Genomic DNA, 18,062 nt, shown 5'->3' on the forward strand with positions numbered 1-18,062 from the left:
AAATGAAAAAGGCGTATGAAGGGAAAGACATCATTGTTTATTTTGATGCAGAAGTGTGTGCATTCCGGTCATTGTGTCAAGAGTCTGCCGACCGTCTTTGATGTTAAAAAACGTCCATGGATCGAAGCGGACGGTGCACCAGTCGAAGATGTCATGCGGGTCGTCGACGGCTGTCCGAGCGGTGCCTTATCATATGAACGGAGGGAAGCCTGATGGAATTGAAACGAGCGGATCAAAAGATTGAAGCTTATCAGGAGGGGCAAGCTGTCGGGGAAATCACATACAGTGATACGAAAGGCGGCAAATGGATCATTGATCATACGTATGTCGACCCGAATCACCGGAATCAACAAATCGGCGAACAACTGGTCAAAGCCATTGTCGAGTGGGCACGGGAAGAACAGGTCAAACTATTGCCGCTCTGTCCGTTTGCGAAAAAAGAGTTTGAGCAGACGCCGGACTATGCAGATGTATCGGCGTAACTGAGAAATAATGTAATAAAAAAAAGACGAGAAATAACAGAACAACACCCGTTTTTTCTCGTCTTTTTTAGGAAGAAGGAGCAATTCTCATTGGAAAAACCGAAGCAATGCCATCGACAGGACACCGGTGATGACGGTGTAGGAAAGACTTTTACTGCTGACGGCGACAAGGACGGTCGGAATGGATGCTGTGAGGTGGAGAAGCGACAACGTTGGATAACCTCCGCTTTGTGCCACTAATAAATTTTGAAAGAATAACGCACTTAACAAACAAACCGGGATAAACGACAACCAATCGGTCAGCAGGCGGGGTAACGTCAGACCATGCATCAACAAAAACGGCAATATCCGCGGAATCAACGTCACGAGACCGCAGGCAGCAAAAAGGACGAATAGTTCTAAGCGGATTTCCATCGTGAGATTACAACTCCTATACTGGCAGCTATCATCGTCGCGAATAAAACGGCGAGTTCCGGTGACAGATAGCGCATTGATATGTACAACAACAGGAAAACAAGGACGAGCAACAGACCATTTAGAGCGATGCGGGACCGCTCACTTTCAAACTGCAGGTACAATAACCCGATGAACATCGCTGTTAAAGCAAAATCCAGTCCGAATCGTTCCGGATCCGGGAACCAACTGCCAACGAGTGCTCCAAGGACGGTCGAGGCAATCCAGCTCAGATAAGCGGTTATGTTCAATCCATGCATGAATGGTGCATCAAGCGGCCGTTTTAAGGAAGTATTCATGGCGACGGCAAATGACTCATCCGTTAAGAGAGCGCCGATTCCAAACCGGTCTAAATGATGCCGGCTTTTAACACGCGGTGCGAGCGTCATACTCATCAGTAAATGACGGGAGTTGACGATGAATGTCGTCAAGATGATGGCAGAGAACGGACTGTTTAACAGCAACAGACTGGTGATGATGAACTGGGCCGCTCCGGCGTAAATCAGAAGAGACATCAGACCGATTTCAAGCGGACTGAGTCCGGCGGCGCGTCCGACGATGCCGGCAGAAAATCCGATGCCGAGATAACCGAGGACGGTCGGCAGACAGGCTTTGATACCTGCTTGAAACGAAGCGTTCATAGAAGGGGACTCCTCTCGTGATGATGTGTTATCAGCATAGCATCATCAAAACGGATTGGAAATGAACTGGTCAATATTTTCATATGTTTCCTTGACATAAGTCGTCTCGATTTGTGGTAAAGAGTAAGTGGTACGGCAAAATTCGTTAGACAAGGGAGCGTTCAAGATGGATAAATTAATGCAAGATGCGAATCGGTTTGTCTCGGATATGGTCGATGGTCTCGTTTTAGCACATCCCGATCTTTATGCAAAAGTCGACGGAGTCAATGTCATCAAACGAAAAGAACCGTTAAACGGAAAAGTGGCCCTCGTATCCGGTGGGGGAAGCGGGCATGAGCCGGCCCATGCCGGATTTATTGGGGACGGTATGCTCGCAGCCGCTGTCTGTGGCGAAGTCTTTACTTCTCCGACACCGGATATGGTGCTTGAGGGAATCAAGGCAGCAGACGGGGGAAAAGGGGTTCTGCTCGTCGTTAAAAACTATTCCGGGGATGTCATGAACTTTGATATGGCGAAAGAGTTGGCCGAACTCGAAGACATCGAAGTCGAGACGGTCATCGTCCGGGATGATATCGCCATTAAAAAAGAAGAAGACCGTCGCGGTGTCGCAGGAACGATTTTTGTCCATAAAATCGCCGGTGCTGCGGCAGCAGAAGGCAAATCACTTGCTGAAGTCAAAGCAGTCGCTGAGAAAGTCATTGCCGGCGTCCGGTCAATCGGAATGGCATTGTCACCTTGTTATATGCCGGAAAGCGGTAAACCCGGTTTTGATTTGCACGAGGATGAGATGGAAATCGGAATCGGGATTCACGGTGAAAAAGGTCTGGAGCGGAAACCGATTGCTTCCGTCGAAGCCATCGTGACGGAATTACTCGATCGATTGACAGCGGAAGTAACCGATAAAAAAGTAGCGGTCATGGTCAACGGAATGGGCGGAACGCCTGAATCGGAATTGTACATCACCTATAAATATGTCGCGGAACAATTGCAGGCAAAAGGATACGAGATCGTTCGTCCGTTCGTCGGCAACTATATGACATCACTCGAAATGCACGGTTTCTCAATTACGCTGCTTCCGGTTGACGATGAACTGGTCGGCTACTTGGATGCCAAAACGAACGCAATCGGATTCTAATTAAAAGAGGGTGAGATAGATGAAGTTATCGACTGAAGAATTCCGCAAAGCATTGCTTAAAGCGGCTGCCGAGCTCGAACAACATAAAGATGAATTGACGGATCTTGACCGGGAAATCGGTGACGGCGACCACGGCATCAATATGTCGCGCGGTTTCCAGGCTGTACAAAAAGAACTTGAGGCGCAAGAAGAGTATGAAGATTTAGGTGCCTTGTCAAAACAAGTCGGAATGACCTTGATTAAAACCGTCGGTGGTGCATCGGGTCCGCTTTACGGGACAGCATTCGTTAAATTTGCCGGAGCGTTTAAAGGGAAAACAGAAGTCGAAGGACAGGAACTCGCGGCAGCCTTCAAAGAAGCGACGGATGGGATCAAAATGCGCGGGAAATCAGAGTTTGGACAAAAAACGATGGTCGATATTTGGACACCGTTTTATGAAGCGCTGGAACAAGAGAGTGATTTGAACGCAACACTCGATCAAGCATTGGCAGATACAAAAGAGCGTGTGGCGACAAAAGGACGGGCTTCTTATTTTGGGGATGCAACAGTTGGTGTCCAGGATCCCGGCGCATTATCAAGTTCACTGTTATTACGTTCGATTGTGGAGGTCTTGTCATGATTAATTTGATTTTAGTCTCCCATAGTGAAAAGCTTGCGACCGGACTAAAGGAACTATTGGCTGAAATGGCTCCGGATACACCGATTTTACTTGCCGCAGGGCTGGCGGACGGCAGTATCGGGACCGATGCGTCCCGAATTGAAGAGACGATGAATGAGTTGAACGATGACGGCTTAATTTTGACGGATATCGGATCGGCGACGATGAACGCGGAACTGGCCTTAGAATTATACAGTGGGGACCGGAACGTTCAGTTCGTCGAAGCACCGCTGGTAGAGGGCGCTTTTTTGGCAGCGGTCTTAAGTGGTCAATCAAAATCGCTGGATGATATCGTAACAGGCATCAAAGCAGAATTTTCGTAAGACAAGTGGTCCGATCTAACAGGTTCGTTTCCGAAGAGGAAGCGAACCTGTTTTTTAGGGAAAACAAAAAAACTGGTATTCCGCGAAGGAATACCAGTAAAGAAATCAGGCGTTGACTTCTTTTTTGTTTGGTTTAAACGCCATGGTTGCTTCGACCGCTTTTTGCCATCCGGCATAACGCTGTTCGCGATCGTCTTCTTTCATTTCTGGTTTAAACTGATGGTTCAGTTTCCATTGTTGTTTGATTTCTGCTTTGTCTTTCCAGTAACCGACTGCGAGACCGGCGAGATAGGCAGCACCGAGAGCTGTTGTCTCATTGATTTCCGGACGGTCAACCGGTACACCTAAGATATCCGACTGGAACTGCATCAAGAAGTCGTTTGAAACCGCACCACCGTCAACGCGCAACGTTTTCAATTCGATTCCTGAATCTTTTTCCATCGCCGTCAAGACATCACGTGTCTGGTAAGCAAGGGATTCAAGAGTCGCACGGACGAAATGTTCTTTCTCCGTTCCGCGTGTTAAGCCGAAGATTGCGCCGCGAACGTCACTATCCCAGTACGGGGCACCGAGTCCGACGAAGGCAGGAACGACGTAAACGCCTTCTGTCGAATCGACTTTCAAGGCATAGCCTTCTGAGTCTTTCGCATTTTTCAACATCCGTAAACCGTCACGTAACCACTGAATCGCTGATCCGGCAACGAAAATCGATCCTTCGAGTGCATATTCGACTTTTCCGTCGACACCCCAGGCGATTGTCGTCAGCAGACCGTGGTCAGACGAAACGGCTTTTTCACCAGTGTTCATGAGCATGAAGCAACCTGTACCATACGTGTTCTTTCCTTCACCCGGTTCGAAACATGTTTGACCAAAGAGGGCTGCTTGCTGGTCACCGGCGATTCCGGCAATCGGAACTTCAAAACCGAAGAAATGATACGGAACTGTGTTGTCATACACTTCACTTGATTGACGGACTTCCGGTAACATTGATTTTGGAACTGTCAGGATTTCAAGTAACTCATCATCCCATTTTTGTTCGTAAATGTTGTACATCAATGTCCGTGAGGCGTTTGTATAGTCTGTGATATGCGTTTTTCCGCCAGACAGCTTCCAGACGAGCCATGTGTCGATTGTTCCGAAGAGAAGTTCTCCGTTTTCTGCCTGCTCCCGTGCACCTTCGACGTTATCCAAAATCCACTTCACTTTTGTCCCTGAGAAGTAGGCGTCAATCAGAAGACCTGTTTTATCACGGAATGTTTGGTTCAGACCCTGTGCATTCAGCTCATCACAGATACCGGATGTTTGACGGGATTGCCAGACAAGCGCGTGATAGACAGGTTTACCTGTTTCTTTGTTCCAGACGACCGTCGTCTCACGTTGGTTCGTAATTCCGATACTTGCGATTTGGCTCGGTTTGATATCAGCCGTTCCGAGAGAATCCGCCATGACAGCGAGGATTGATCCCCAAATTTCATTGGCATCATGCTCGACCCAGCCCGGTTGCGGGAAGTATTGTTTGAATTCACGTTGCGCAGAGTTCACGATTTGACCATCGTGGTCAAAAATAATGGCGCGTGAGCTTGTTGTTCCTTGGTCGAGTGCTAAGATGTACTTGTTTTCCATGCTGAAATCCCCCTTGAGATGTAGGTGTCAAACAAAATCAGTTTTGCAGCAGTTGATACAGCAAGACGGCTACTCCACCACCGATGATTGGACCAACGATTGGAATCCACGAGTAACTCCAGTCAGATGAACCTTTTCCTTTAATCGGTAAGATAGCGTGTGCAATCCGCGGACCAAGGTCACGGGCTGGATTGATGGCATACCCTGTTGTACCACCGAGCGAGAGACCGATGACGACGACAAGAAGACCGACGATGAATGGTTTCAGTCCGTCACCAAATGTTGTCAGACCAAATGACAGAATTCCGAATACCAGGACAAACGTCCCGATGATCTCTGAAATCAGATTTGACGGTGTATGGCGAATCGCCGGACCTGTTGCGAATACACCCAGTTTTGCTGCTTGATCATCAGTCGCTTCAAAGTGTTTCATATAATGAAGCCAAACGAGTACTGCACCGATGAATGCTCCGATTAATTGACCGGCGATATAGACAGGTACGTCTGCCCACGGTAAATCGGAATTCATGGCAAGCGCCAATGTCAATGCAGGATTGAGATGCGCACCACTCGAGGCAGCAATGTATGCTCCCGTCATGACGGCGAGACCCCAAGCGAATGTAATGACAATCCAGCCGCCGTTCTCAGATTTCGTCTTTCTCAAGACAACCCCTGCAACGACTCCGTCCCCGAGCAAAATCAGAATCATTGTTCCAATCAGCTCACTTGTAAAGTTACTCATGCAAAAACCCTCCCTTTGGATTAAAGCAAATAATGGCCTTTCCATTTAAACCTACATCTAATTGAGAACGTTTTCAATACAATTAATTCAAATCTTCGAATTAAAATTTCCTTAATTTATGTTTAAAAAAATGAATAATGGATATTAAAAAAATCCTTTGCTCATTTTTACAATGAACAAAGGATTTTTAACGACGCTTTTTTCGCTTCTTTTTGGTGCGGAAGAAGCTGCTGGAGTGATCAAGAACGATATGTATCGTACTGGCGACCATAACGCCGATGATAAAAGCAGGCATGGACGCAAACCAGGAATCGACCGTACTTGATTCGACAAGTTTCAGATACAGCGCCAAAAATAAAAGCGGAATCAGAAAAGCGGCGCTGTACATCAGACGAATGAGATCGCCGATGATCAAACCATGCGACCAGATGGAGCGGTGGGGCATGATTTTGACATACGGCATCCAAAGGACCCGTAAAGGACCGTGCCGGTAGTAAGGTTCGGACTTCAAGTCGAGGTCTGGTGAAAGCCAAAGGGTGCCGACGGCGATGCCGACAGCGGTTGGAAGCCAATCCGTCTGCTGAGTTGCGACCGAATACGCAACATAGCCGGTTAAAGCAACGGTATTGACAGTATCGTGTACATTTCCAGAAGGCATGAAAAAAGACCAGCTGAGCTGGTCCCTCGCTTAGTGGATCGTCCGATATACGCCGATGACCTTGCCAAGAATCGAGACGTTATCGAAATACATCGGGTCCATCGAATCATTTTCTGGTTGGAGACGTACTTGTTGATCTTCTAAGAAGAACCGTTTGACGGTCGCTTCGCTATCTTCGGTCATAGCCACGACGATTTCACCATTCTCTGCTGTGTTTTGCTGACGAACGATGACCCGGTCACCGTCTAGAATGCCTGCGTTAATCATCGACTCACCGTCAATCGTCAACATGAAAACATTTTCGTTCCCGACGTAATGGGCAGGAAGCGGGAAATGTTCTTCGATATTTTCGATGGCTGTGATGGGAAAACCGGCCGTTACTTTCCCGATGACAGGGATGTGTACGATGGCTTCATGATCTTCTTCAGGTTTATCAAGCAATATCTCAATCGCACGTGGTTTTGTTGGGTCACGGCGAATCAGTCCGCGTTTTTCTAGACGATCCAAATGACCGTGTACCGTTGAGCTTGAAGCAAGACCAACAGCCTCACCGATTTCACGAACTGAAGGTGGATACCCTTTCAATTTCACTTGAGCAACGATGTAGTCAAGGATTTCTTGTTGTCGTTTCGACATTTTCCGCATATGAATTGCCACCTCTTTCCGGATTGGTTTTTTGAAGGTTATAGGAATACATGTTTCTAAAATCACTATAACATAGAACAAATGAGCGTACAAACAATTGTTCGACATTTTGTGTTGACCGAACACCGGTTCTTGGTTTAAGATGAGTTATGCGAACAATTGTTCCGAGAACATCTATTCTAAAACATTTTTAATTGGAGGGATTTATCATGATGCATACGATTCGTACCCATGCCTTTTCCATTGTTTTTTATACGCTCAGCCTTGCTTTCATTCTTTTTCTCTTAACGCCTCGACCGGACGAGAAGGTTGAACAACTCTTGACGGCTTCTGTCACGGTCGATCAAAACGCGACCGTCGAACAGGTCGCCGAAGTCTACAATGACGGATCGATGACCAATCAGGAATATGTCGAGTGGTTGATCGAGAATAATGAACTGAAGACGACTCATGTCATTTCGAAAAACAAAATCGTTGTACCAATCGCGCAACAGTGACAAACTGTAAAAGTTGTCAAAGAACGAACAGGGGTGTGAAGTACAGTGAAAGTAGTAATCTACTGTCGCGTCTCGACGGAAAAAGAAGCACAGGACAGCTCGCTTGAGCGGCAAAGATCAGAACTGTCGGGACTCGCTGCAACAAAAGGGTTTGAAGTCGTGGAGATCATCACGGAAAAAGAAAGTGGTTACGACGTTGACCGGGAAGGGATGTTATCCGTTCTCGATTTCGTCACACGTCAAGGAGTGGACGCCGTTCTTGTGACGGATGATACGCGGATCGGACGCGGGAATGCCAAAATCGCCATTTTACATACGTTCCAAAAACATCAGGTTCAACTGATGACGATGGAATCGGATGGCGAGTATAAACTGGCGGACGCCGAAGCGATGGTGCTCGAGATCGTATCGCTCGTCGAAGAATATCAACGGAAACTGCATAATGCGAAGATTGCCCGCGGGATGCGGCGGGCTGTCGAAAATGGCTTTCGTCCCGAACAGAACCTGAACCGTCAAGGTGAAAATGCCGGCCGGAGCCGAAAAGAAGTTCCAATCGAAGAAATCGTCCGGTTACGTGAGTTAGGACTGACATTTGCCGACATCGCGGTGACATTAAGAGGGATGGGACACGACATTTCGAAAGCGACCGTCAACCGGCGTTATCTGGAATATAAAGAAGTCATCAGTACGTACGAATAAGGAAGTAAGTTTGATGCGTCAGTGGCGCATCAAACTTGCTTTTTTTTAGTGGGTCTTTTACAGTAGGGTTACGATTGAAAACTCATATTTGAGTCAACAGAAAGAGGGATATTATGTTATCACAAGAACAACTAGACCGGATTAATGAACTGGCAAATAAATCAAAAGTCGAACCGCTAACAGATGCGGAAACGGCGGAACAAAAAGAATTACGGACGGCTTATCTCGAAGCGTTCCGCGGTTCATTCAAAAATCAGATGATGGGTATTAAAATCGTCGATGAAGAAGGAACGGACGTTACACCTGAAAAATTGAAGCAGGCACAAGAAGAGGAACGTAATAAACAATAACAGAAAAGCTATGTCACTCAATGGGATGAGTGGGATAGCTTTTTTTGATGAAAAGTTCGTAATGTGTATCATGAAAGTGGCAAGAAAACGGCAATAGATAGCGCATTCATTTTAATGTGACATACTATTTAGAAAAGTTGTATCACATTTCTGGGTATGCTAAAATGAGGAGGAATTTGTGAAAAAGAGAGAGGATGATTGTTTTGACGAACATGACAACAGTAGAATTATTAGCAGTAAATACGATTCGTACCTTATCCATTGATGCAGTACAAAAAGCGAACTCGGGTCACCCGGGAATGCCGATGGGTGCAGCACCGATGGCATTTACATTATGGGCGGATCATATGAACCACAACCCTAAAAATCCAGAATGGTTCAACCGTGACCGTTTTGTACTTTCAGCAGGACACGGTTCAATGCTTCTCTACTCACTCCTCCATTTATCAGGTTATGATCTCGCGATGGATGACTTGAAGTCATTCCGTCAATGGAACTCAAAAACACCGGGTCACCCGGAATACCGTCACACAGCAGGTGTCGATGCGACGACTGGTCCACTCGGACAAGGCATCGCGATGGCTGTCGGTATGGCGATGGCAGAGCGTCACCTCGAAGCGAAATATAACCGTGACGACTTAAATGTCGTCGATCACTTCACATACGGGATTTGCGGAGACGGTGATTTAATGGAAGGTGTTTCAGCAGAAGCGGCTTCACTCGCAGGACATTTAGGTCTTGGTAAACTCGTCGTTCTGTATGATTCAAACGATATCTCGCTTGACGGTGACCTTGATAAATCGTTCTCGGAAAACGTTCAACAACGTTTTGAAGCGTATAACTGGCAAGTCATCCGTGTCGAAGACGGAACAGATCTCGATTCGATTTCAAAAGCAATCGAAGCAGCGAAAGCGGAAACAACAAAACCGACATTGATCGAAGTCAAAACGGTCATTGGATTCGGTTCGCCAAACAAATCAGGGAAATCAGCTTCACACGGTGCACCACTCGGCGACGCGGAAATCAAGTTGACGAAAGCAAGCTACGTTTGGGATCACGAAGAGTTCTATGTGCCGGACGAAGTCAAAGACTTGTTCGAAGAGCGCATCGAAAAACGTGGTGCTGATACAGAAGCAGCATGGACAGAAAAAATGGAACAATACAAAGCGGCACATCCGGAATTGCACGCTGAGCTTGTTCAAGCAATCAACAACGAATTGCCAAGCAACTGGGAAGCTGACCTTCCGACTTACGATCTGACATCGAAAAAAGCAACACGTCAGACAAGTGGTGAAGTTCTCAATGCCATCGCGAAAAACGTCCCGACAATCTTCGGTGGATCAGCTGACTTGGCAGGATCAAACAACACGATGCTCAAAGGCGAAGCTGACTTCGACATCGATCCGAGCGGCCGTAACATCTGGTTTGGTGTCCGTGAGTTCGCCATGGCAGCAGCTGTCAACGGTATGGCGTTACACGGTGGTGTCATTCCTTATGGTGCGACATTCTTCGTCTTCTCGGATTACCTCCGTCCTGCAGTCCGTTTAGCAGCATTGATGGGTATCCAGTCAATCTTCGTCCTGACACATGACTCGATTGCAGTCGGTGAAGATGGTCCGACACACGAGCCGGTTGAACACTTGATGAGCTTCCGTGCGATGCCGAACCTGACAGTTTACCGTCCGGCAGATGGAAAAGAAACGATTGCCGCATGGAAAACAGCCGTTCAATCAACAAACAAACCGACACTTCTCGTCATGACACGTCAAGGATTACCTGAACTTGAAGGTACGACGGTCGAAGGCGCTGAAAAAGGCGGATATGTCATCGCGGGTGACATTGAAAAAGCGGATACAATCTTAATGGGAACAGGTTCTGAAGTGCACTTGCTCGTCGAAGCACAAAAAGAACTCGGCGAAACGGCAGCTGTCGTCTCACTTCCATCATGGGAATTGTTTGAAGCGCAATCAGCTGAATACAAAGAATCGGTCTTGCCAAAACGCATCACGAAGCGTCTTGCAATTGAAGCCGGAGCTTCGCTCGGTTGGTATAAATATGTAGGAACAGAAGGTCAAGTCATCGGAATCGATCGCTTCGGTGCTTCTGCTCCTGGAGATCTTCTGTTAAAAGAGTACGGCATGTCTGTCGAAAATGTCTTAAATACAGTCAAGCAACTTGGTTAATGAAGAAAGGTGCGCAAACGCGCGCACCTTTTTTTTGCATTATCTATGCAAAGGCTTTAAATTATAGTATAGTAAAAAGCGACGTTTGAAGTTAGAGGAGGAAGCAACTTGGCTACATGGATTTGGATTTTAATTGCCCTTCTTTGCTTGGTAGCTGGTGTCGCCCTTGGTTTCTATATCGCTCGCCGATACATGATGAACTATTTGGAGCAAAACCCACCAATCAACGAAGATATGATTAAGACATTGATGATGCAAATGGGTCAAAAGCCATCACAAAAGAAAGTCAACCAAGTGATGCGTTCAATGAGTGGTTCAATGAAATCACCGAAAAAATAATGACTTGTAAAAGGAGACCAATTTGGTCTCCTTTTGTTTGCTATTTTTTAGGAAGATGGCTAATCTGAAATGTGAGACTATTAGAAATACTCAATCGAATTTAAAAAGGGGGGACTTGTATGGGAGTCTTCAGGAAACTGAGTTGGTTTTTCCGACTCGAATGGAAAGCATACAGTTTAGGGATCATTGCTTTAATTTTTGTTGCCGGACTGGAACTGATTCCGCCGAAAGTGATCGGCTCGACGGTCAACGGACTGAGCGAAGGCAGTTTGACGAAAAATGATTTGTGGAAACTAGTTGGCACACTGGTGTTGATCGGGGTATCGACCTATGTGATTCGTTATTTTTGGCGGTTCTTCATCTTCGGCGCATCCATCCGGCTCGGGCGGTTGTTACGAAGTCAGTTATACGGTCATTTTTCTGACTTGGATCAATCGTTTTATAAAAAGTACCGTAGCGGGGATTTAATGGCTCATGCGACAAACGATGTGCAAGCGGTTTCGATGACGGCTGGAGCCGGTATTTTGACACTCGTCGATTCCGTGACGATGGGGAGTTTTGTCATCATCACGATGATTACGACAATCAGTTGGAAGCTGACGCTTGTTTCCCTGTTACCGATGCCGTTGATGGTGTATTTGACATCACGTTACGGCAAGATGCTGCACTCGCGGTTTCATGATGCACAAGAAGCCTTTTCCGATTTAAATGATAAAGTCGCAGAAAGCGTCAGCGGGGTCCGGGTCTTAAAAGCCACCGGGGAAGTCGAGTCGGATGTCGGTACGTTTACATCGCTGTCAGACGATGTCGTACAAAAAAACCGCCGGGTCGCAAAAATCGATGCCTTATTTGATCCGACGATTTTCGGTTTGGTCGGTTTGTCTTATATCATTGCCGTTGGATACGGCGCCTATTTATTGCAGCAAGGCGAAATTCGGATTGGGGACATCGTATCTTTCACTACATACCTGGGTTTATTGACGTGGCCGATGCTCGCGTTCGGCTGGTTGTTTAATATCGTTGAACGGGGACGTGCCTCGTACGACCGGATCGAACGGATGCTTGCGATCGAGCCGGAAATCAAGGATGCGAAAGAAGCGGCGACGACGGTTGCATCCGCTGATTTACAAGTCGCGATTGATCGGTTTGTATATGAGACACAACCTGTGCTTGAGAACATTCATGTGACATTGACACCCGGTCGGACACTTGGAATCGTTGGTCGGACCGGTGCCGGGAAATCGACATTCGTTCGCCTGTTATCACGCGAATACGATGTCAAATACGGTTCGATTGCGATTGGCGGACAAGACGTCAAACAATTGACGCGGGAAACGGTCCGCAAGCAGGTCGCCATCGTACCGCAGGATCATTTCCTGTTCTCTGCTTCGATTGCCGATAATATTGCCTTTGCCAAACCGGATGCTTCGATGGAAGAAATCATGGAAGCCGCACGGATTGCTGCCGTACATGAGGATATTCTCGGCTTTACGGAAGGGTACGCGACGATGGTCGGGGAGCGCGGCGTCACGTTATCCGGCGGTCAAAAGCAGCGGATTTCGATTGCCCGGGCATTGCTTGCAGATTGTCCGATTCTGGTACTCGATGATGCGTTGTCGGCGGTTGACGCGAAGACGGAAGAAGCGATCATCGAACATTTCCGGACAGCGGATAATGAACAGTCGCAAATCATCGTTGCCCACCGTCTGTCAGCCGTTTCGCATACGGATGAAATCATCGTTCTCGATGCGGGACGAATCATTGAACGGGGAACACACGACGAATTGCTTGCGCGGAACGGTTGGTATAAAGAAACATACGACCGCCAGCAACTGGAATCACTCGTCGAACAGGGAGGTGGAACGCTTGAATCATGATATTAATGAAAAAGCGGTCTTGCGACGATTGCTTGGCTTCGTCAAACCGTTTAAAAAACAGGTGTTAGTCGCCTTCTTACTGTTGCTGGTGACGACCGGAGCAAAGCTCGGGGGACCTTATCTCGTCAAAATCTTTATCGATAATTATGTGGCCGTCGGGAACTATCCGGTCCAGGAAGTTGCGTTATTGTTTGGTGTCTACTTGCTGTTGCATACGACCGGTATCGTCGTCGATTATTTGCAGGCATTTGAGTTCCAAAAAATTGCCCTGAAAGTCATTCAACGGCTCCGGATTGATGTGTTCCGTCACGTCATGCATCTTCGGCTCGGTTACTTCGACCGGACACCGGCCGGAGTGCTCGTTTCACGGATTACGAATGATACGGAAGCAATCAAAGAGCTGTACATCGGCGTTTTGTCGACATTCGTCCAAAGCGGGGTCCAATTGATTGGAACGTATATCTTCCTGTATCTGCTTGAACCGCGCCTGGCGACGATTGCGTTAGTCTTATTGCCGCTGTTTTATTTCATCATCTGGATTTACCGTCGTTACTCGACGAAATACTATGCAGAAGTCCGGGATTTATTATCGAAGATTAACGGACAATTAAATGAGTCGATCAACGGAATGGCCATCATCCAACAATTTCGGCAGGAAAAACGGCTGATGGCGGAGTTCGAAGAAACGAACATCGCCCATCAAAACGGCCGTTACAAGAACCTGAAACTTGACAGTTGGCTGTTGCGTCCGATCATTGAACTGATGCTTGCACTGACGATTGCGTCCCTGATTACGTACTTCGGTGTCCTGTCCTTTTCGCAAACGGTGCAAGTCGGGGTCGTCTATGCTTTTATCAGTTACATGGAACGGATTTTTCAACCGGTCCAGCAAATCATGCAACGCTTGTCTGAATTCCAACAGGCTATCGTTTCGGCGGACCGGGTCTTTAAAGTGCTCGATACGGATGAGCCGGAACCCGCGAAGACGATTGCAGGTGATGCTGACATCACAGAAGGACATATCATCTTTGATAACGTCCGCTTCAGTTACGACGGGGAAAAGGAAGTCTTAAAAGGGATTTCGTTTGAAGCGAAAAAAGGGCAGACGGTTGCCCTGGTCGGTCAGACCGGCAGCGGAAAAAGTTCAATCATCAATATTTTGATGCGCTTTTATTCCTATCAGTCGGGTCGGATCCTGATTGATGGACAGCCGCTCGAACAATTGCCGGAAGACGAATTGCGGCGTCATGTCGGACTGGTCTTACAGGATTCATTCCTGTTTACAGGCAGTGTCGCCGATAACATCCGGTTGTTTGATCCGTCCATTCCATTCAAAAAAGTGGAGGAAGCGGCTCGCTTTGTTCAAGCAGACGGGTTCATCAATCAGCTCGACGAACAATATGACAGTCCGGTTGCGGAGCGGGGAGCTACCTTCTCTGCCGGAGAACGTCAACTCGTTTCGTTTGCCCGGACGATGGCACGTGACCCGAAAGTCTTGATTCTCGACGAAGCGACAAGTTCAATCGATACGGAAACGGAAGAAAAAGTGCAGGTCGCCTTAAAACGGATGCGGCAGGGACGAACAACGATTGCGATTGCCCACCGGTTGTCGACAATCCAGGATGCGGATCTGATTTTAGTCCTGCATCAAGGGGAAGTCGTCGAACAAGGGAACCATCAGACACTGATTGAAAAGAACGGATTATATAAAAAGATGTATGAACTGCAATCCGGTCACGTTTCGTCGGTATCATAAGACACAAAAAAGCCTGCCAGGCGATCTCGCCCGGCAGGTTGTTTGTGTTTAAAATTAGTAGACAGTTACAGTGACGTTTTGACGTCCCCAGTTGAGTGCTTCTTGTTGTGAACCAACGAGAAGGTCAAGTTTGTTACCTTGGATTGCGCCGCCACGGTCAAGTACGATGGCTTCACCGATACCTGAGATGTGCATGCGTGTACCAATTGGGTATTGAGCTGATGCTGCAACGATACGCATACCATTGTACGTGATCGTATTTGTGACATCATAACCGCTAGCAGTCAATGCACGGCCATTGTATAGGCGGCTACCATTGTTTGATGGATCAGTTGTGTACGCAGAAACATTCATTGTTACTTTCGTACCTGATTTAGCCGCTGTAGTTTGTTTTGTTGCTACAGCTGGTTTAGCTGCTGCTTTTGGAGCTGCTTTCGCAACTGGTGCTGCCGGTTTAGTTGCTGGAGCTTTGACCGCTGGTGCTTTTGCTGTTGAACCTGCTAAAGTTGTATAAGCGCTGTGTACGTAACGAGTTTTTCCGTCGATTGTTGTTTTAATCCAAGCACCGACTTTGCTTTCTACGTTAACGGATTGACCTTTATACAAGTTGCCAACGTCTTTAGAGTTTGTAGTAGGTTGCGTACGAACGTTTAGTACTGCCGTAGTGACTGTAGCTTTTTTAAAGTCGAATGAAGAACCGGCTGAAGTGTAAGCGCCGTGTACATAACGTTTTTGGCCATTGATGTTTGTTTGAATCCATGCGCCAGAACGTCCCTCGACATTTAATTTTTGACCTTTATATACGTTACCTACGTCTGCTGATGCTGTTGTAGGCGCTGTGCGTACATTTAATACCGCTGTATTTACTGTTACCGTCTCTGAGGCAGCCTCTGTCTCTTGGGCGAATCCTACTGATAGAGCCGTTGCTGCAAGACCTGCAGCGAAAACTGCTTTTTTCATTATTGATGTCCTCCTGACATATGCTGTGTTTACTGTTCCTACTTTACACGGCAATTCAGGGTTGTGCGTTTACAGGTCAGAGTCATTCAAGTTACAAACCGGGCTAGTATGACAAACACATTGCAAAAATGCATGTTTTGTCATGTCTAGGTCATAATGCTTGGAAAATTAAAGGGGAAGTAGGACTTTAGGCATGGTGAAGAGGAAATATTCTAACTATTTGCCTAACTAAAGACTCAAAAAAGGATCAAAACAAGAAAGTAAAGATTTTCTTAAAAAATTGAAAATAAAAGTCGCGTTATATAGAAGGAACATGAAAAAGCCGCTGACGGATACCATACGTCAACGACTTTTATATCAAGCTATATGGGTGACTGTTGTGTTGTTGCGACTACAAAACAGTGTTTTATCCTAAAACAGATTCGTTCGTACGCGAAGGATACGTATACTTCTGAACGAAACGGGAGTATTCCAGTAATAATAAATCGAGTTCATGACTCAGTTTCAAAACATGAGGGGATGTGAAACTAGACCGATCCGCTTGATGATACAGTTCACTTCGTTTTGCCTCGATTGCTAAATTCAGTAGATGCTGGCTTGTCATAGAATCCTCCCTTACATTGGTGTCATATCCATATTCTAGCAAGTGGTTTCTGGCAGTGCAACGACATTTCATCTGTTTTGAGGAAATGTAATTTTTTTGTAATTTCAATTGTCACGAATCTTTTTTGTCTTTCGGAAGATAATAGGTGCTAAATGTCGATTAGTTTGGCAAAATAGAGAAGGAACTTCTTCTTATTAGAAAGGAGCTGCTGAAATGGAGCTCTCGCTTTGGTTAGCGTTTGGTGCAGGGTTGTTGTCATTTGTCTCACCTTGTACGCTTCCGTTATATCCGGTATTCCTCTCTTATATTACCGGTGTTTCTGTAACGGACTTGAAAGAAAAAGGGGTCAGAGAAAAACGGTCGTTGTTGCATACTGTAGCCTTTTTGGTTGGATTTGCGATGGTGTTTGCCGTTCTTGGTCTATCGACTTCGCTGTTGGCGGATGTCTTCATCACCTACCGTGACACGTTACGGATGGTCGGCGCACTTGTCATTTTTGTTTTCGGCGTAGTGTTGCTTGGATTATGGCAACCGAAATTCCTGATGCGTGAGAAAAAACTGAACTTAGGTGAACGAAAGGGCGGATACATCGGTACCATCCTTGTCGGAATCGGTTTTGCTGCTGGATGGACACCGTGTACGGGTCCGATTTTGGCAGGCGTCATCGGGCTTGCAGCGACGAATCCAAGCCAAGGTATGTTGTATATGCTGTTTTATGTACTCGGATTCTCGATTCCGTTTTTACTGATGGCCTTTTTCGTCGGTCGTTCGAGATTGTTCGTGCAGTACAGCTTGAAGTTAACAAAATTCGGCGGCGCATTGATGATGTTGTTCGGAATCGTCCTTTATTTTGACGGACTCAGTGCATTTGCCGCATGGATGAGTGATATCGTAGGATTCACTGGATTTTAACAAGGAAGTGATGGGATGATTTGGGTATCAACAGGGGTTGCGCTCGTCATGGGTTTACTGATCAGCTTCATTCGTGTCAAAGCTTCAGCTAAACCGACGAACGCTAAAAAAATCTTAATCCCGCCCTTCGCCATGTCGACCGGAATGCTACAGTTTTTATATCCGGCATCCCGCCTGACATGGACGGAAGTGGCAGAAGCATTGCTAGTTGGTGCGATCTTCAGTATTTTTTTAATCAAGACGTCCAATTTCTACGAAGCCGAAGGGCAGATTTATCTGCAACGATCGAAAGCCTTTTTCATCGTCCTGTTCGGGATTTTAATTGTCCGGACAGTGGCAAAGTTTGTCATCGGCGGTCAAATCGATATCTTTGAGACCGGCGGGATTTTTTATCTCGTGGCGTTCGGGATGATTGCGCCTTGGCGGATTGCGATGTATCTGAAGTATAAGCAGGTCAAGTCGGGCATCGTCCCGGTTAAACATTTACCGCAAAACTAAAAGGAAGGATTCTCATCTGAGAGTCCT

Annotated in this window: 22 protein-coding genes; 14 read left to right on the forward strand and 8 right to left on the reverse strand. The window is 46.7% G+C overall.

All coding sequences use genetic code 11. The annotated features are described in order from the left end of the window. Nucleotides 1-45 precede the first annotated feature (45 nt). Together EXIG_RS05745 and EXIG_RS05750 are read left to right on the forward strand one after the other, a co-directional pair. A complete protein-coding gene (locus tag EXIG_RS05745) occupies nt 46-213 on the forward strand; it encodes a (4Fe-4S)-binding protein (protein ID WP_234944582.1) in 168 nt (55 codons plus the stop codon). Continuing rightward, a complete protein-coding gene (locus EXIG_RS05750) occupies nt 213-482 on the forward strand; it encodes a GNAT family N-acetyltransferase (RefSeq protein ID WP_012369987.1) in 270 nt (89 codons plus the stop codon). Before EXIG_RS05745 ends, EXIG_RS05750 begins: the two co-directional genes overlap by 1 nt. An 87-nt stretch (nt 483-569) precedes the next feature. On the opposite strand, the gene EXIG_RS05755 is transcribed toward EXIG_RS05750, so the two are convergent. Beyond that, nucleotides 570-896, reverse strand: coding sequence for a branched-chain amino acid transport AzlD family protein (locus EXIG_RS05755; RefSeq protein WP_012369988.1), 327 nt, complete (start codon nt 894-896; stop codon nt 570-572). Next, nucleotides 881-1,576, reverse strand: a complete 696-nt coding sequence (locus EXIG_RS05760; RefSeq protein ID WP_012369989.1) for an AzlC family ABC transporter permease — start codon at nt 1,574-1,576, stop codon at nt 881-883. Before EXIG_RS05760 ends, EXIG_RS05755 begins: the two co-directional genes overlap by 16 nt. Nucleotides 1,577-1,742: 166 nt before the next feature. Here EXIG_RS05760 and dhaK point away from each other — a divergent pair, with 166 nt between their 5' ends. Genes dhaK through dhaM form a run of 3 tightly spaced genes read left to right on the forward strand, consistent with a single transcriptional unit; the run spans nt 1,743 to nt 3,692 of the window. Next, on the forward strand, nt 1,743-2,711 hold the full coding sequence (dhaK, locus tag EXIG_RS05765) for a dihydroxyacetone kinase subunit DhaK (protein WP_012369990.1): 969 nt from the start codon (nt 1,743-1,745) through the stop codon (nt 2,709-2,711). 19 nt (nt 2,712-2,730) lie between these two features. Next, nucleotides 2,731-3,330 carry a dihydroxyacetone kinase subunit DhaL gene (gene dhaL, locus EXIG_RS05770; RefSeq protein ID WP_012369991.1) on the forward strand — a complete coding sequence of 200 codons (600 nt, stop codon included), beginning with the start codon at nt 2,731-2,733 and terminating at the stop codon, nt 3,328-3,330. After that, complete coding sequence (dhaM, locus tag EXIG_RS05775; RefSeq protein WP_012369992.1) at nt 3,327-3,692, forward strand: dihydroxyacetone kinase phosphoryl donor subunit DhaM; 366 nt, start codon at nt 3,327-3,329, stop codon at nt 3,690-3,692. The genes dhaL and dhaM overlap by 4 nt, the downstream gene beginning before the upstream one ends. Nucleotides 3,693-3,797: 105 nt before the next feature. Here the strand turns inward: dhaM and glpK are convergent, their stop codons facing one another. The 4 genes from glpK to lexA form a co-directional block, all read right to left on the reverse strand. After that, nucleotides 3,798-5,315: a glycerol kinase GlpK gene (glpK, locus tag EXIG_RS05780; RefSeq protein WP_012369993.1), complete on the reverse strand. Its 1,518-nt coding sequence runs from the start codon at nt 5,313-5,315 to the stop codon at nt 3,798-3,800. A 37-nt stretch (nt 5,316-5,352) separates the two neighbouring features. Then, the gene (locus EXIG_RS05785) at nt 5,353-6,057 is read right to left on the reverse strand and encodes an MIP/aquaporin family protein (protein ID WP_012369994.1); all 705 of its coding nucleotides are present in this window, start codon (nt 6,055-6,057) and stop codon (nt 5,353-5,355) included. A gap of 187 nt (nt 6,058-6,244) precedes the next feature. After that, a complete protein-coding gene (locus tag EXIG_RS05790) occupies nt 6,245-6,715 on the reverse strand; it encodes a metal-binding protein (RefSeq protein ID WP_012369995.1) in 471 nt (156 codons plus the stop codon). A 30-nt stretch (nt 6,716-6,745) separates the two neighbouring features. Continuing rightward, nucleotides 6,746-7,360 carry a transcriptional repressor LexA gene (lexA, locus tag EXIG_RS05795; RefSeq protein WP_012369996.1) on the reverse strand — a complete coding sequence of 205 codons (615 nt, stop codon included), beginning with the start codon at nt 7,358-7,360 and terminating at the stop codon, nt 6,746-6,748. Between the two features lie 209 nt (nt 7,361-7,569). Here lexA and yneA point away from each other — a divergent pair, with 209 nt between their 5' ends. From yneA to EXIG_RS05830, 7 genes are all read left to right on the forward strand, one after another. After that, the gene (yneA, locus tag EXIG_RS05800; RefSeq protein ID WP_012369997.1) at nt 7,570-7,857 is read left to right on the forward strand and encodes a cell division suppressor protein YneA; all 288 of its coding nucleotides are present in this window, start codon (nt 7,570-7,572) and stop codon (nt 7,855-7,857) included. Nucleotides 7,858-7,902: 45 nt separating this feature from the next. Continuing rightward, complete coding sequence (locus EXIG_RS05805; protein ID WP_012369998.1) at nt 7,903-8,556, forward strand: YneB family resolvase-like protein; 654 nt, start codon at nt 7,903-7,905, stop codon at nt 8,554-8,556. Between the two features lie 113 nt (nt 8,557-8,669). Continuing rightward, nucleotides 8,670-8,906 carry a DUF896 domain-containing protein gene (locus EXIG_RS05810; protein WP_012369999.1) on the forward strand — a complete coding sequence of 79 codons (237 nt, stop codon included), beginning with the start codon at nt 8,670-8,672 and terminating at the stop codon, nt 8,904-8,906. Between the two features lie 212 nt (nt 8,907-9,118). Then, nucleotides 9,119-11,089 carry a transketolase gene (gene tkt, locus EXIG_RS05815; RefSeq protein ID WP_234944583.1) on the forward strand — a complete coding sequence of 657 codons (1,971 nt, stop codon included), beginning with the start codon at nt 9,119-9,121 and terminating at the stop codon, nt 11,087-11,089. A 108-nt stretch (nt 11,090-11,197) separates the two neighbouring features. Continuing rightward, nucleotides 11,198-11,428 carry a YneF family protein gene (locus EXIG_RS05820; RefSeq protein ID WP_012370001.1) on the forward strand — a complete coding sequence of 77 codons (231 nt, stop codon included), beginning with the start codon at nt 11,198-11,200 and terminating at the stop codon, nt 11,426-11,428. 119 nt (nt 11,429-11,547) lie between these two features. Next, nucleotides 11,548-13,305 carry an ABC transporter transmembrane domain-containing protein gene (locus EXIG_RS05825; RefSeq protein ID WP_012370002.1) on the forward strand — a complete coding sequence of 586 codons (1,758 nt, stop codon included), beginning with the start codon at nt 11,548-11,550 and terminating at the stop codon, nt 13,303-13,305. Beyond that, nucleotides 13,295-15,061, forward strand: a complete 1,767-nt coding sequence (locus tag EXIG_RS05830) for an ABC transporter ATP-binding protein (RefSeq protein WP_012370003.1) — start codon at nt 13,295-13,297, stop codon at nt 15,059-15,061. The genes EXIG_RS05825 and EXIG_RS05830 overlap by 11 nt, the downstream gene beginning before the upstream one ends. Before the next feature lie 54 nt (nt 15,062-15,115). On the opposite strand, the gene EXIG_RS05835 is transcribed toward EXIG_RS05830, so the two are convergent. Continuing rightward, complete coding sequence (locus EXIG_RS05835; protein WP_012370004.1) at nt 15,116-16,021, reverse strand: SH3 domain-containing protein; 906 nt, start codon at nt 16,019-16,021, stop codon at nt 15,116-15,118. A gap of 406 nt (nt 16,022-16,427) precedes the next feature. Then, on the reverse strand, nt 16,428-16,625 hold the full coding sequence (locus EXIG_RS05840; RefSeq protein WP_012370005.1) for an aspartyl-phosphate phosphatase Spo0E family protein: 198 nt from the start codon (nt 16,623-16,625) through the stop codon (nt 16,428-16,430). 213 nt (nt 16,626-16,838) lie between these two features. Here EXIG_RS05840 and EXIG_RS05845 point away from each other — a divergent pair, with 213 nt between their 5' ends. Together EXIG_RS05845 and EXIG_RS05850 are read left to right on the forward strand one after the other, a co-directional pair. Further along, nucleotides 16,839-17,537, forward strand: coding sequence for a cytochrome c biogenesis CcdA family protein (locus tag EXIG_RS05845; RefSeq protein WP_012370006.1), 699 nt, complete (start codon nt 16,839-16,841; stop codon nt 17,535-17,537). 15 nt (nt 17,538-17,552) lie between these two features. Then, a complete protein-coding gene (locus EXIG_RS05850) occupies nt 17,553-18,035 on the forward strand; it encodes a CcdC family protein (RefSeq protein ID WP_012370007.1) in 483 nt (160 codons plus the stop codon). Nucleotides 18,036-18,062 lie beyond the last annotated feature (27 nt).

Origin of the sequence: Exiguobacterium artemiae 255-15, assembly GCF_000019905.1 — a bacterium.
GTDB lineage: Bacteria > Bacillota > Bacilli > Exiguobacteriales > Exiguobacteriaceae > Exiguobacterium_A > Exiguobacterium_A artemiae.

Bases quoted from the DNA above. Each gene is read 5' to 3' on its own strand.
- EXIG_RS05835 (WP_012370004.1), bottom strand. From the start codon at position 16,021: ATGAAAAAAGCAGTTTTCGCTGCAGGTCTTGCAGCAACGGCTCTATCA.
- yneA (WP_012369997.1), top strand. From the start codon at position 7,570: ATGATGCATACGATTCGTACCCATGCCTTTTCCATTGTTTTTTATACG.
- EXIG_RS05785 (WP_012369994.1), bottom strand. From the start codon at position 6,057: ATGAGTAACTTTACAAGTGAGCTGATTGGAACAATGATTCTGATTTTG.
- EXIG_RS05760 (WP_012369989.1), bottom strand. From the start codon at position 1,576: ATGAACGCTTCGTTTCAAGCAGGTATCAAAGCCTGTCTGCCGACCGTC.
- EXIG_RS05810 (WP_012369999.1), top strand. From the start codon at position 8,670: ATGTTATCACAAGAACAACTAGACCGGATTAATGAACTGGCAAATAAA.
- EXIG_RS05840 (WP_012370005.1), bottom strand. From the start codon at position 16,625: ATGACAAGCCAGCATCTACTGAATTTAGCAATCGAGGCAAAACGAAGT.
- tkt (WP_234944583.1), top strand. From the start codon at position 9,119: ATGACAACAGTAGAATTATTAGCAGTAAATACGATTCGTACCTTATCC.
- dhaM (WP_012369992.1), top strand. From the start codon at position 3,327: ATGATTAATTTGATTTTAGTCTCCCATAGTGAAAAGCTTGCGACCGGA.
- EXIG_RS05845 (WP_012370006.1), top strand. From the start codon at position 16,839: ATGGAGCTCTCGCTTTGGTTAGCGTTTGGTGCAGGGTTGTTGTCATTT.
- glpK (WP_012369993.1), bottom strand. From the start codon at position 5,315: ATGGAAAACAAGTACATCTTAGCACTCGACCAAGGAACAACAAGCTCA.
- EXIG_RS05755 (WP_012369988.1), bottom strand. From the start codon at position 896: ATGGAAATCCGCTTAGAACTATTCGTCCTTTTTGCTGCCTGCGGTCTC.
- EXIG_RS05825 (WP_012370002.1), top strand. From the start codon at position 11,548: ATGGGAGTCTTCAGGAAACTGAGTTGGTTTTTCCGACTCGAATGGAAA.
- EXIG_RS05750 (WP_012369987.1), top strand. From the start codon at position 213: ATGGAATTGAAACGAGCGGATCAAAAGATTGAAGCTTATCAGGAGGGG.
- EXIG_RS05790 (WP_012369995.1), bottom strand. From the start codon at position 6,715: ATGCCTTCTGGAAATGTACACGATACTGTCAATACCGTTGCTTTAACC.
- dhaL (WP_012369991.1), top strand. From the start codon at position 2,731: ATGAAGTTATCGACTGAAGAATTCCGCAAAGCATTGCTTAAAGCGGCT.
- lexA (WP_012369996.1), bottom strand. From the start codon at position 7,360: ATGCGGAAAATGTCGAAACGACAACAAGAAATCCTTGACTACATCGTT.
- EXIG_RS05850 (WP_012370007.1), top strand. From the start codon at position 17,553: ATGATTTGGGTATCAACAGGGGTTGCGCTCGTCATGGGTTTACTGATC.
- dhaK (WP_012369990.1), top strand. From the start codon at position 1,743: ATGGATAAATTAATGCAAGATGCGAATCGGTTTGTCTCGGATATGGTC.
- EXIG_RS05745 (WP_234944582.1), top strand. From the start codon at position 46: ATGCAGAAGTGTGTGCATTCCGGTCATTGTGTCAAGAGTCTGCCGACC.